The following is a 13,461-nucleotide window of genomic DNA, read 5'->3' on the forward strand; positions in this document are numbered from 1 at the left end:
GATATAGGCTCAATAATAAAAGAAGAATTGACCCGACAGGAACGTACTGTTACTTGGTTTGCCCAAAAGCTGTGTTGTCAGCGAGCTAATATTTATAAAATTTTCAATAAACAAAATATCGACACATTACTCCTTCATCGTATCTCTGTGATACTTGAACATGATTTTTTTCAATATTATTCGGACTTATTGAGTAATAATAAGAATGAAGATAAATAGTTTCTGATAGTTTTTTATTTGTATTAGTGTTATATTTGCATTCAACGAATTAATCTAAATATAGTACTATGCAATTATATGCTTCCATCCGTAAACTGATTGCACAAACTTCAGGGCTAACCCTTACTCGTCCTTCCGAATTTGAAGCTTTGTCTGAAAGTGTCTTCGAAAAAACGGGCGAACGATTAAGCGTTAATACTTTGAAGCGGCTTTTCGGTGTTATTAATGAGGTAAAATCTACCCCTACAACTTTGAATATTATTGCCCGCTATCTGGGTTACTCTAATTGGCAATCATTGTTAAATGAACTTGAAGATACCAATTCGGGTTTTGCTCCATGTCCAACTAGTATACATCTTAAAGATTTACCTGTTGGTACACATATTGATATTAGCTATTCACCCGACAGACAGGTGCTTCTTGAAGTAGTGTCCACAAGTCAGTGCCGGGTGATAAAGGTGAATAAAGGCAAATTGCAAGTTGATGATATATTAGATATTGACACAATTGTGTTACATGCGCCTTTCATCGTAAAAAATGTAAGGCGCAATGGTATGGAATTGGGGGCTTATACTGGTGGGCAGGAAGGTGGAGTGTTGAGTTTTGAAATAGTACCATTTCTATTTTTTGCGAAAGAGAACCGTATTACCAGTGTAGATTATCTCTCCGAGATTTGAACAGTTATCGAATGGCGAAGTGCATTCTTTCAGGGAACGGGGCAGAGTAATAGAATATAGTGAGATACAATTCCAAAAAGAATTAGTTATGCGCTTTATACCTTCAGGGATAATTACCTCAGATAAGTTTTTGCAATATGCAAAAGTTTGTTCTTCTATGCTTTCCATTCCGCTGGATAGTTCTACTCTTTTTAGCATTTCGTTGCCATAAAAGCTGTACTTTCCTATGGTTGTTGTAGAATTTGGGATTTTTATTTCAGTCAATGTTGAAAATTTGAATGCATCTTTTTCTATAGTCTTAAGTCCTTCGGGCAAATGCACAGTAGTTACTTGAGCTCCTTCAAATGCTCCAAAGGAAATCCTTACAACATTGTAAGTTTTATTCTCGTATATAACTTTAGCAGGAATAGTTATGGCCCCACTATATGGATGTGTATCATTTTTAATCACTTCCACCTCTGTGCTTGATGTTCTGTTATATCGAATACAGCCAACAGTGAACGCCACAGAAGAAGAAACAGTTGGACAACAAGAAAAAAAACAAGTCAAAATTGATATACTTATACATAAAATAAATCGTTTCATGATCGTAGGGTATTAAAGGGTTAATACTTGAACAACTCTGTTTGGCCAAACATTTGTAAGTTCTACAAAAAAAGACATTTAAAAAGAAAACAGATATCAATTAACGGGAAAGCATTCAAATCGTACAACGCATGTACAAAATCAACTATGTTTCGTACATTTTTTCGTTTTCGGACTATGATTTTCTCTAAAATATTGTATATTTAGGCTTTAAACTTTAATATTTAATATTATGAAAGTAAATACCTACAACGATTTGAGAGAACGAATAAAAGCAGAAGGTTATAGAACCAAAACTCAGTTTTATAACTATGTAAAAACCTTGCCAGACACCATTCAGGAATATATTGCAGGACAACTAGGTGCTGAAAAATTGGATGCCAACAAATTTAAATCGTGGTCTTCATTTGTTAATTCTGATTCTGGCACTGATAGGCTTAATTCTGGCACTTGGGCAGCTATGCTCATTGCCTTTTCGCATTTGTTGTACACCGAGGTGGAAAAAGCTGAAGAGAACACGCAACTAACTGAACTAGAAGATATAGAAAAAATAGAAAAACGCTTTGAAGGCCTTTGGAACTTGGTATCAACAAATGGAAAACAAGAGATAATAAAATTACTACACGCCATTCAAACCAAACTGGAAATCACACTGGAATACTGTGAAATACAACTGGAAGAAAGGGAAAAAAACGACAATAAAGAGCGCTGCTTATATACAGAATATGCCAATTGTAAAGGTCAAATTGGGGTTAGGGTAAAAAAACACAGAACAGATGGTGTAGGGGTATCATTATATGTTTTTGAAAACAATATACCGGTTTGGGTAAATAACATAGAGGAGGGTCAAACATTATACGATGCAAAGTTGATTGACTCATGGTCGGGCATGACCGACTTACCTAAATATTGGGATGCAGTAAATAGACACTTTAAAACATATATAGTTATCCCTTTGGTGTTCAAAGGGCTATATAGCAATTTTGGTTTTATCTCATTTGAGAGTTATGACTATAAAAGAATGCCGGATGATCCCAAAGAAGAAGAATATATCAAATCACTATTCAATAGAATAGCAGAAATTGTAGCCGATAATATTATTACAAGGAAGACTAAACTTACCGTTAAACTAGTAAACCAACATCTTCTCAATATACACAGAAGTGCTAAGCGATAACAGTGAGGCATAATTCACTTTGAACGTTACTATATCGCCCACCCGGTAATCTTTATCGGTGTGGGTTACATCCAAAAGAATATGGTCGCTCGATGCCCCTATGATATGAATTTGTTCATCATGGGGGATTATTTTGTCTGTGTTTACATCTTGCCGACCACAAGCTATGATAGCTCTTTTCATTGGTCCTTTATCAACATGAATTGGTTTCTCGCCAAAAGCATCAAGTCCACTTTCGCCATAAGGCATGGATGGCTTTTCTTTTAGTTCGATGATTTCGGTATGAAGTGTAAATATGTCGGTGTGTAAATCCCAAAGTTGATGTTGAAAAGAAGTTTCTTTCCCCAAAAGAACCACTTCGCCAAGCCGTAGGTGGTTTATACCTGTTGGTAAATTGTTTTCTAATAAATAAGCAGACCCGGAATTACCACCAGATATTATATCTAGCTTTATCCCATAAGTACGTTCTATATCCGCAGCTACACACACCAATTGTTTCAGATTATTATTGGTAGGAATAATGCCTCCAAAACAGTTGAAATTAACTCCAATGCCCAGTAGCTTTATTCCATTTATTTTTAAAATCTCACCAGCTATAGCCACTGCGTCTTGTACAAGTATGCCTTCGCGCAGGTCGCCAAGTTCTATCATTAAAACTACTCCATGACATTTGCCTAATTTGACTGCTTCAGTTCCCAATGCTTGTATTGTATCAATTTCCGAATTCAGGCTGATGTCGGCTACAGTTATTACTTCTTTTGCTTCGGATATCATGGGAAGCCGAAGGAGCCATTTGCGAATGCCTGGATGATTATCTATTTTCTTTAGATTTTCCAGACGCGAATCTGCTAAATCACAAAAACCAGCTTCTATGCAAAGTTTGGTTAGCTCAGGCAAGGCGCAAAATCCCTTTGTAACTACACTTATAGTGACGCCGTTTTCTTTAGCCATTATATAAACCTTATTCAGATTCTGTTTAAACTTAGTTGTATCTATAGTAAGTGTAGGATATTTCATAGTTACAGTTTTTTGTATACAATATAGCGTTCGTATCCTTCGTATTGTGCATCTTTGGCATTTTTCAATATTTCGAAACCATTTGCAACAAAGTTATTTATGCTATAAATGTTTTCCGGATCAACTGTTGCTGCCATGAGGTCGTAGTCTCTTTTCTTTGCCTCTTCGATAGAAATATTCAGTAAATGCTCATGTAATTTGTTTCCACGCCAATTAGGCAGAACCACCACTGTATCGAATGTAGCTACTTTATTTTGCTCAAAGTTATAACTCAAATCAAATTCTACTTCACTGCTGAAGAAAGTATAAGAATAGGCACATATACCCTCAGGCGTTTGCACACACAAAAAATATATATCTTTCCGATTTAAAAAATCTTTTATCTGATTGTTTTGAGTTGGGATAAACAGTCGCTCATTCTTGTTGCTTTTCAAATCGGCCATTATTACATTCTGTATATCCAGAATTTCTTGATAATCCTCGGGGTTGCACAGTCGTATATAACAGTTAGGTACTTTATGTTTTTTATATAGGAAGTTAGGTAAATTTGTCATAAATGTGGGGTTAATTATTTAATAGAATTCTGTTTTGCTTTATTACAAGCATCCTCATATACATCTTCGGGCATTTCTATCATCTCTCCATTAGGTAAAAGCCATTTGGAACAGTTAGTACCTTCGTATTTTTGAGCATGGTGTCTTAGTGTCGAATCCAATTTGTATTCTTCATATTCTGATCTGGAGAAATGCCTAGATTCAAATTTGAATACCGTTTTTGTATCCCCTGTATTAAACATACTATACACCCCATAGCCAGCCAACACAAACAACACACACAACCCCGCCATAGCAAGCCTCTTTTTCCATTGAGTATAATATGCCATTTGTAATTCAGCAACTGATAGGTATCTGTCTTTTGCATCTATAGCAATGCATTTATTAATCACTCTTTTAGAACCAATACCTACAAACTGTAACACTCGCCCAATGGCATACACATCGCAAGCTGGTGATAGTTTTTCGGCATTCGCTATTTGCTCGGGTGCAGTATAACGAGCACTGCCTGCCGGATTGTATGGGTAGCAATCTTGATAAGCAAAGCCTAGATCAATTAGCTTTACATGATGACCTTGACGAGTGATGAGAATATTTTCGGGCTTAAGGTCAAGATGCAACATCTGGTGTGAGTGCAGATATTCAATGGCCGAAAATAGTTCTTTTACAAACTGTTGCTGTTTGGCTTTATTTTTAAAATGATTGGGATGTCTGGTAAGGAATGTATCCAACGAAAGTCCGTCTACATAATCGGTAAGGATATAGAATTTGTTGGCATCCATTTGGATATCAACATAGCGCACAATATTAGGATGATCAAGACGCAGACCAAGTTCTAATTCTTTCTTGAAAGCAGATACATATAAAGGATTCGTGGCCATTTCAGGACGCAGCCATTTTTGAACATACCACTTTCCATATCGATTTACTTTATAACAAACCGAGGTAGCACCTTGCCCAATAAGAGTAGGATGGGTGGGCAGGGGTTCGGCTACAGACCGAATAAAGTCGGATTGAGGCATAGTATCAGAATTATTGTTGACGCTAACAAACTTAGATAAAAAAATAGTTGCAGACAAACAATCATACAAAAAGTTCACGCCTCTTATTCGAAATATTTCATTCCACATTTTTATCTCTAAAGCGGTTGACCTTTATTTTTCTTATCTCTGGAACGGGTTGACTAACATTTTTGTAAATAATACTCCTTAACAAGAAAGGCCTTATTTTTAGGTCAGGCCTTTTCTTGTCCGGTGCTCTCCAAGTGCCTTTTATAATTTTACTTAAGCACAAAAAAGGCAGCCCAAAGACTACCTTTATTATATTGGAGTTGTATCTTGATAACAATAAAACACTTATTCCTTAAATAGAGAATTGGCAGGTAACCCTGTTGAATCATTATTTATATGGATGGTGGTCCCATATACAATTACATCATTATAATAATCCAAACTATCTTTATCGTTTCTGCCTATCTCTTTCATTTTGAGAATAAGTTGTTTTTCGTCGGTTTTATAAATATGCGGACTTTCATTTTTAAATAGCAATACTTCATTCTTACCTGCATCATAATACATCTTATCAAACCTTTTTAGAAATCCACCAGTGAACACATTAACAGGCGTATGGGCTTTATTAATAGCCGATAAATCATTCATTTTATAATTATTCAGTATCACCGATTGAATAAGTTGAATCTTTGCATTACCAGCTTCTATGTTTATGCAATTCCCATAGTGCTTATTTAAATAGCGATACAACGAATCCGTTAAAGTCATATCGCCCATCAACTTATGATCAAAAACATCTATACCTTGAGACAGTCCTGTTTGGAAAAGAAAGTCTGCCGTTATACTATCATTTAGAGATACATTAACAATAAAATTTTCTTTATTCTTATTCTTATCCTTAATCTTTTTCAACTTTAGAGATTCGACTTCTTGAGGGAGCAATTCATTGTTGCCTTTGGGGGATAAACAAACTGTATGGGTTGTGAAATCAAAAAGCCAATTATAGTTCGAAATTATATCCATTCCAATAACCCCGTCCGAATCGTATCTATAATCTATTTTCTCTCCAACCCCATACAAAAAGAATAACTGCTCTTTTATCCTCAAATTACCTCCCAAGTTACAATTATACTTCCCACAGGAATATGGTATCTTTTCTCCCTTTGCAAGATGCTTCATGGCTCGTGCATAAACATTTGCTGTATCCAATGCCACCGTTTGAGAGACTTTGGGATAATTTATAGATGAATGTTTTGAACCTGTGTCAAAAAGAAACATAAATCGTTTTCCTTCAAAAAAGACCGGAACATAGATTACACGAGAAAATTTTTCCTCGTATGAGATTTTTTTTAATGTATTTGGGCCAGACTGGCAAGTGGCTGAAATACTGTATAAAGCAATAAGTATTAATAAACAAATGGTTTTCATAATTTTTGTTGTTTTTATAAGGTTATTGATTTATGAAGACGAGAATATCAATTAATATTTTTGTTGAAAAAGCCCTCTGCTTTTCCATCAGAATCTTTCAAATTATCTCCTACAGTTATTGTAGATCCTAATATATCTATGTCTTTGTAAAGATCCTTGTCTTTAAGCGGAATTGATCGCAATTTCAACGTGTATTCTTTGATTCTACAAATTAATTCTCTTTCATCTGTTTTATAATTCTGCATGTCTTTACTTTTAAATAATAAAATTTCATCTTTTGCTCCATTATAATACATATAGTTAAATCTTTTAAAAAAGCCAACAGTAAACATGTTGCAATTCATAGCATTAGGTAGTTTCTCTTTAAATGCTGAAAGGTCTTGCATTTCAATATTGTCAAGTTTAAAATCTTGAATGAGTTGAAAACTAATCGTATCATAGTATTCAACATTAATGCAATTCTTGTAATTCCTATTTACAAAACGATATAATGAATCAACAAAAATCATATCTCCTGTCAAGTGATAATCATTTATTCGAGATTTTTTTCCATATCCAGTATCAAAAAGAAATCTGGTTTTTACACTGTCGTTGATAATGACATTGGTATAAAATATATCTTCTTTTTTTTCTTTAATAATGGTGAGAGTATCTGCGTTAATAGCAGGAAAACATTTACTTCCTTTATTGAATACTGTAACTGTTTTATTCTGGGTGTCGAATAGCCAGTCGTATTTTGAAATTATATTTAGGCCTATAATGCCATCTCCTGTATAATTATCTACAAACTCACCATTCTTAAACCCGTGTAGTCCTAATATCTGCTTTTCTATAAAAACAGCTTCTCCTAATGTTATATCATATATTCCACATGAAAGATAGTTTTTGCTGATTTTATGATATGTTTTTACATTTATATCCATTGAGCAAAGATTCGTTGTGTCTAAAAACATTATTGGAGATAATTTGCGATAATTTACAATAGAAGTTTTAGCACCCGTATCAAATAGAAAATCAAGTTTTTTACCATTTAGTATAATTGGAATGTGAATTCTCATTAAAGAGTCTTCCTTATACGCAAATGTTTGAGGCATAGGATTAGAAGAAGTATTGTTACAACTATACAAACTGCACAATATTAATATTAAGAGATAAATATTTTTCATACTTCAAAATTTAAAAGGGGATTTTTAAAATATTAAATATAGATTGGGTTGGAATCTCTGTTGCTATAAAACCCATTTTAATTCTTGAAAATAGATTCTACTGAGGTTTTCGTTGAATCATTAGTTAAATGAATAGTACCACCATACACCTGTACATGTTCATAATAATCCAGGCTGTCTAAACCATCTAAGCCATCTGTTAAAAATTTCTTGGTTCTATATATGAACTCATTTGTTTGAGTGTTGTTAAAGCTTTCATCTTTAAATAGTAGTATTTCATTCTTTTCGGAGTCATAATACATTTCATTAAATCTTCTTAAGAAACCAATGGAGAAAATATTGATATTTGAATAATTAAACTCTTCTTTGAAAGCAATAAGGTTTTGAAAATCGCAATCTTCAATTTTTAACGATTGAATAACTTGAATGTCTATAGAATCTGAAAAATCTACATTCATACAATTTGGTACTTTTTTATTGAAATAATAAAATGACGAATCCGAAAATATCATATCTGTTGCAATTTCATAATCACCTATACAGGCACTTTCAAAACCAAACCCTGTATCAAAAAGAAAACGCTGGCTGATACTGTCATTTAAAGATATCTTGCAATGGAAAGCTTTCTTTTTCCTTTCTTTCTTTAATAATAAATCTTCCTTTTTTTGTAACAAAACACCTCTACTTCCTCTTTTGTATATTTTGACGATTTTGTTGTCGAAATCAAAAAACCAATCAAATTTGGATATTAAATCTAAACCTATAATTCCCAAAACAGAGCTATCTCGATACAGGCTATTTGAGCTATTCTTAATGTTTTTAAAACCATATAAGGAAAATAATTGTTGCTTTACAAGCAAATCTTTTCCTAAAGTAAAATCATAACAATACATAGATGCGGTTTCTTCATAGTTAGCCCTATATGTTGTAATGTTCAAAGTTTTAGTCATGACGTTTGTTGTATCAATAACAGTCTGGTGGATCTTCGTTGTGTTGATTTTAGAATGAGTACATCCCGTGTCAAATAAGAAATTATACTTTTCACCACCAATTATTACAGGAATATAGATCCTCATCGAAGAATCGTTTACATAACTAAATTCTGTGAGTTTTAGTGAGGGAGTCGTACACCCACAACTAAGCATTAATAATGTATATAAGAAATGTTTTAATTTCATGTTGATAATTTTACGTTTTACAATATGACAATGACATATTTTTAATGAATAGCCTTTTTAAAAACATCAATCGAAATTCCCACTGAGTCATTATATATTTTCACATAAGCACCCATTAAATGTACAAATTCATAATAATCAAAGCTTTCTTCCTCTTCTTCATCTATCATTTTATCTTCTTTAACAATGAGTTTTTTTATTTTGATTATTAATTCCCTCTTATCTGTATTACTAATATCATTTAAGCTGTCATTCTTAAAAAGTAAAACTTCATCCTTCTTCGAATCATAATACATTTTATCAAATCGCCGTATGAATCCCAGTGTGAAAATATTTCCATTAGATCTATTTTCCTTACTTCTAATAGCTGAAAGGTTTTGAAAATCGGTCTGTTCTATTTTTAGGGACTGAATAAGTTGAAGTCCTATAGAATCGCATTCTTCAACTTCAACATTTATACAATCTGGTATATTATAATTTAGGTAATTGTACAAAGAATCTGATAAAATCACATCTGTTGTTATCTTATAATCACCGATATAACTATTCCTTTTTCCAAAACCTGTGTCAAAAAGAAATTCTTGGGTAATGCTGTCATTGATTGTTATATCACAGAAAAATGCATTTTTATCTATCTTCTTTTTAAATATTATTTTTTCTTTTCCTAACGATAATAACTCTCTACTTCCTTTTTTATATACTGTAGCTACATTATTATTCATGTCGAAAAGCCAATCGAATTTATCGATGACATTCATTCCAATGAAATTACTATCTACACTAAGATTTAAATAATCATCTTTATAGCCATTCAACATAAACAACTGTTTTTTAAGCAGTAATTCTTCGTTTATATTAAGATCATAGCATTTCCAATGATGCAAACATGTATATATATCTTCGTATGTTGAAATAGCTGAAATAGCCGAAAAAATATTTGTAGTATCAGTAACTGCTTGAGGATTTTTATGAGTATTAATCAATGAAAAATCAGATCCGGTGTCAAATACGAAATTATATCTTCCATTTGACAATCCTAAAGGTAGCCTGATCATTGATAGAGAATCAGTTTCATAATTTAACTGTGTTAGCATAGGAGAGGGTACTGTTGTACAGCCATAACTAAATAACAAGAAAAGATATATTATTTTTATTGTTTTCATAAGAACTAAATTAATGATTAATAACAAATATCTTATTCAACACCAATTAAACTGATGCAATTTTTCTGTTTATCATATATCATGTAATTAAACCGATAGATAAAAGAGCATGATATATAATTATTTCCGGATATACTCCTTTCATCAACCATAAAAGCGACATTTTTCACATTCATATTGTTCACTTTTAAATTATAACGGATAGCTGCTTGAGGAATAAATGAATTACTAGAAGGCTCCATCAATTCCAACAGAGAATCAGATAGAATAAAGTCACAATAAGTTGTGGTGCCAGAATGAGTAAAGCCAAGTTTACACATACCTGTATCAAAAATAAATTCAGTTCTTATCGAATCTTCTAGTAGGGCACTTATTTTCATATTATCCCATATTTTAGAAGTCACAGGAAAACTTAAATTTATAGTATCAAGCAATTCTGTATTTATAGCCTCTCTATTTACACAAAAAACGCTATCCTTTAAATGAAACAACCAATTTAGTTTTTTAAAGATATCAAAGCCAATCACTCCATCAACTTCCGGAAGAGTCATTCCAATCGAACTGTCCGGGTTGAATAAAAACAAGTTTACATCCAGTTTGTAGTCACCAATATTAATTGCGCACTTATAATCCTCCAGGCAAAGAGTATCCAATTTATCATAAAAACGAATCTCCATTTTTTTATTTCCTTGAAGATAATTAGAATTGAATTTATTGTTTTTCAATAGAGCATTTTTACATAAAAAAGAACGGGCACTTCCTGTATCTAAAGCAAATTTAAAAACTACACCATCAATAGTTACAGGAACAATTATTTGCCCACTACTATCTTTTGAATAATAATAGTGAGTATGTTCCAGTTGTGTACAACTAGTAAGTAATATAACAGAAAGTATTAATATTTTAGACATTAAGTTTTTCATGCTTTCGATATTTAGTCCGTCGAAATTAAAAAACCAGCTTCAACATACCTAGAAAAAAAACTCGCAAAAAACTCGCAATTTACAAAAGTGCCTTTCTACGCCTATAGAGAGCGGATAAATTCTTCAAGGTCTTTGTGATCTCCTTTTTTACCAAAGATTTTTTCGTGTAGTCTATCTCTTTTAGAAATTACAGAATTGGGCGCCAAATTCAAAAAAACAGCTAATACATTGGGGGCCGTTATATTTATTTTGTACAGATAACAAAGATACCAGTCGGTAATATTAAGTTTTGTGCTTCGTTGCCTTATCCGAAGTGCAAAGTCGGGGCAAAAATCCTCTACTGTTTTAATCAACTCTTTTTCATCATCGGTAGTTAAGGTTATTGGTTTGTGTGTTTTAATATCATCAACTATGTTATGAAGCTTCTGAAATATTTCTGTAGCTTCCAGCTTTGTAGCAAGCATCCTTTTATTTTCCAGATACTCATTTAATTCTTTATTCTCACCCTGCAATTGTTTTATCACATCTTCCATTTTCTTTATTTGTACAATGTTGTTTTCGATTGTGGCTTGAGCATCCCGATGTTGTTTGTTGAGCTGATTCTTAAATTCTTCGCGTTTTCTTTTCAACTCTTTCCATATTCTTATTGAAACAAACACTAAAGCCACACCAAACACACCAGATATTACAGCAATAAGCCAGGCTCTATATTTACTGCTTTCGCTTTGTGTACGAGCCGTTTCCAACATTAATATTTGCTTTTCCGATTGATGGTAATTATAAAGTGTTTGCATGCGTTGCAAATCATTTGTACGTTTGCTTCTATCTATCGAATCTAATAATAATTTAGATTCTTCCAGATACAATAATGCCCTTTCTTTATCTCCGGTTTGTTTATACAATTTATATAAGTAGTAATGGGCATTAGCTTTGGTCGACAACTTTTTGCTCGAAGCGCCTTTCTGTAAAAAATACAGTGCACTATCGGGTTTGTTCATATTCAGATAAGTAAGGCCTAAGTTGGAAGAAATGGCGGAATAATTATCCTTAGCCCCCTCTGGTATCAACGCCAATGCTTGCTGAAGATAATTATAAGAGGCTAAATAGTCTTGTTGCTTTTTGTATATAATTCCTAATTCGTTGTAAATGTGGATTTTGTTAGTACCTCTTGCATGTATCAATGCGTCATTATAATAATGCAAGGCACTATCCAGTTTATTTTGAATAGTAAAACTACGCGCTATATCACGCAAGGCATAAGATATCGCTGCCGAATCGCTGTGTACATAGGCATAATGTAATGCTTTCTTTTGATAGTGTAATGCCTGATCGTGTACATCCTGATGCAAATAAAGGTCGCCTATATTATAACATAATCGCGACAGAATAGTGCAATCCCGAACATCATTGCTCAGTTCCAGGGCTTTGAGATAATAATCTTGTGCTTTCAAAACATTGTTCATATCATGGTGCACAGTTCCTGCATAATAATATGCTTCCATCAAGAATTCTTTATTACCGGATTTCTCATAATAATCCAAAACCCTATTAATAATGGAGTCCGACAACTGTTTTATATGGCACTTGGCTTTTGCTTTAGTTATCAACAACCCCCACAAAGCATGCCCACCCTCAGTTAGTTGTTGCTTATTAACTTCGTTTTCTAAAACGCATAAAGCCGAATCCGGATGAGAATCCATAAAATCCTGTGCTTTGGCTAAAGTATTTAGCTGGGTTTCGGTTCTACAAGACACTATTGCCCATACAGCTACAATTAAAAACACGAATGTTGTACTTTTCATAAAACAGATTTAATTGGTGCCCCAAAATAGTTGCCGCTTTGTAGCGGCACAAGGTTAATACATATAAGATTCGGAATTATGTATTTTATACCCAGTATATTTGATAATAAAAGTTAAGAACCCATTTTGCTTCATGCTGTAGGGGCATGCTCACAAGGCTATTTCTTGTGTTTATTTTATGAATCCCCTATAGAAATAATATCATAACAAAATTCTTAATCCGGCATAGGCAGGGCTGTTTAGTTTTATCAATTGCCGTCTGCTTTAGCTGACTGTGTGAAAACGTCCTCCCCCCTACCCCCTCCAAAGGGGGATACCCTGCGGATACATTGTATAGCGCAGCTATCCTCCTTTTGGAGGAGGTGCCCAAAGGGCGGAGGAGGACGTTTTCACACAGTCTCTAAAGCAGACGGCAATTGATAATTTTAATCCCTACAGGAAATTTATGGCGAAAATAGTGTCATAAGTCTCATAACCACCAAAACAAACTAATTACCAATAACTTAGCTTATGACATTTCGCTAAAAAGTAAAACATAAGTACCATTCGAAGTATCATAGCT

Annotated in this window: 12 protein-coding genes; 2 read left to right on the top strand and 10 right to left on the bottom strand. The window is 33.3% G+C overall.

Annotated features, from left to right (window positions below):
• Positions 1 to 287: 287 nt before the first annotated feature.
• Entirely contained in the window at positions 288 to 896 is a 609-nt protein-coding gene (locus D0T85_RS14100) for a hypothetical protein (protein WP_163214168.1), read from the top strand.
• Here the strand turns inward: D0T85_RS14100 and D0T85_RS14105 are convergent.
• Positions 840 to 1,481, bottom strand: a complete 642-nt coding sequence (locus D0T85_RS14105; protein ID WP_163214169.1) for a leucine-rich repeat domain-containing protein — start codon at positions 1,479 to 1,481, stop codon at positions 840 to 842. The two genes, D0T85_RS14100 and D0T85_RS14105, sit on opposite strands and share 57 nt — an antisense overlap.
• A 232-nt stretch (positions 1,482 to 1,713) precedes the next feature.
• On the opposite strand from D0T85_RS14105, the gene D0T85_RS14110 reads away from it, so the two are divergent.
• Positions 1,714 to 2,658, top strand: a complete 945-nt coding sequence (locus D0T85_RS14110; RefSeq protein WP_163214170.1) for a hypothetical protein — start codon at positions 1,714 to 1,716, stop codon at positions 2,656 to 2,658.
• On the opposite strand, the gene D0T85_RS14115 is transcribed toward D0T85_RS14110, so the two are convergent.
• From D0T85_RS14115 to D0T85_RS14155, 9 genes are all read right to left on the bottom strand, one after another.
• Positions 2,611 to 3,675: an alanine/ornithine racemase family PLP-dependent enzyme gene (locus D0T85_RS14115; RefSeq protein ID WP_163214171.1), complete on the bottom strand. Its 1,065-nt coding sequence runs from the start codon at positions 3,673 to 3,675 to the stop codon at positions 2,611 to 2,613. The two genes, D0T85_RS14110 and D0T85_RS14115, sit on opposite strands and share 48 nt — an antisense overlap.
• Before the next feature lie 2 nt (positions 3,676 to 3,677).
• Positions 3,678 to 4,229, bottom strand: a complete 552-nt coding sequence (locus D0T85_RS14120) for a GNAT family N-acetyltransferase (RefSeq protein WP_163214172.1) — start codon at positions 4,227 to 4,229, stop codon at positions 3,678 to 3,680.
• 14 nt (positions 4,230 to 4,243) lie between these two features.
• The gene (locus D0T85_RS14125) at positions 4,244 to 5,251 is read right to left on the bottom strand and encodes a serine/threonine-protein kinase (protein ID WP_163214173.1); all 1,008 of its coding nucleotides are present in this window, start codon (positions 5,249 to 5,251) and stop codon (positions 4,244 to 4,246) included.
• Positions 5,252 to 5,584: 333 nt separating this feature from the next.
• The gene (locus D0T85_RS14130; protein ID WP_163214174.1) at positions 5,585 to 6,667 is read right to left on the bottom strand and encodes a hypothetical protein; all 1,083 of its coding nucleotides are present in this window, start codon (positions 6,665 to 6,667) and stop codon (positions 5,585 to 5,587) included.
• A gap of 47 nt (positions 6,668 to 6,714) precedes the next feature.
• A complete protein-coding gene (locus D0T85_RS14135) occupies positions 6,715 to 7,833 on the bottom strand; it encodes a hypothetical protein (RefSeq protein WP_163214175.1) in 1,119 nt (372 codons plus the stop codon).
• Positions 7,834 to 7,910: 77 nt separating this feature from the next.
• The gene (locus D0T85_RS14140; protein WP_163214176.1) at positions 7,911 to 9,011 is read right to left on the bottom strand and encodes a hypothetical protein; all 1,101 of its coding nucleotides are present in this window, start codon (positions 9,009 to 9,011) and stop codon (positions 7,911 to 7,913) included.
• Between the two features lie 41 nt (positions 9,012 to 9,052).
• A complete protein-coding gene (locus tag D0T85_RS14145) occupies positions 9,053 to 10,174 on the bottom strand; it encodes a hypothetical protein (protein ID WP_163214177.1) in 1,122 nt (373 codons plus the stop codon).
• A gap of 32 nt (positions 10,175 to 10,206) precedes the next feature.
• The gene (locus D0T85_RS14150) at positions 10,207 to 11,097 is read right to left on the bottom strand and encodes a hypothetical protein (protein ID WP_163214178.1); all 891 of its coding nucleotides are present in this window, start codon (positions 11,095 to 11,097) and stop codon (positions 10,207 to 10,209) included.
• Positions 11,098 to 11,198: 101 nt separating this feature from the next.
• Complete coding sequence (locus tag D0T85_RS14155) at positions 11,199 to 12,899, bottom strand: lipopolysaccharide assembly protein LapB (protein WP_163214179.1); 1,701 nt, start codon at positions 12,897 to 12,899, stop codon at positions 11,199 to 11,201.
• Positions 12,900 to 13,461: the final 562 nt, after the last annotated feature.

Origin of the sequence: Bacteroides sp. 519 (assembly GCF_010500955.1) — a bacterium.
Taxonomy (GTDB): Bacteria; Bacteroidota; Bacteroidia; order Bacteroidales; family Bacteroidaceae; genus Bacteroides.